This window comes from Corynebacterium sp. AOP12-C2-36, from assembly GCF_052379185.1.
GTDB lineage: Bacteria > Actinomycetota > Actinomycetes > Mycobacteriales > Mycobacteriaceae > Corynebacterium.
Window position 1 is genome coordinate 1 of sequence record NZ_JBQSYJ010000084.1, and the last position, 418, is coordinate 418.

Consider the following 418-nt stretch of genomic DNA (forward strand, 5'->3'; position numbering starts at 1 on the left):
TGCCGTGGACTCGGACAACTTCTCGCGCACCATCGAGACCGCGATCCGCGGGCTCACCGCCGTCTCCGACCAGACGTCCATCGACTCGGTGCCGTCGATCCGTGAGGGCAACGACGGCTCCCACGCCATCGGGCTGGGCCAGATGAACCTGCACGGTTTCCTGGGACGCGAGCACATCCACTACGGTTCGGACGAGGGCCTGGACTTCACCAACGTGTACTTCGCCGCGGTGATGTACGAGTGCCTCAAGGCGTCCAACACGATCGCGCGGGAGCGCGGGACGAAGTTCCGCAACTTCGCCAACTCCGACTACGCCTCCGGGGAGTTCTTCGACTCCTACGACCCGGCCGCCTTCCAGCCGCGTACGGAGAAGGTCGCCGCGATCATCGAGAAGTCGTCCATCCACGTGCCCTCCACC

1 pseudogene is annotated in these 418 nt (G+C 65.3%); it reads left to right on the forward strand.

Features of this window, described 5'->3' with window-relative positions:
• Nucleotides 1-418: pseudogene (locus ACT3UN_RS16575) on the forward strand (class 1b ribonucleoside-diphosphate reductase subunit alpha); the annotation flags it as partial.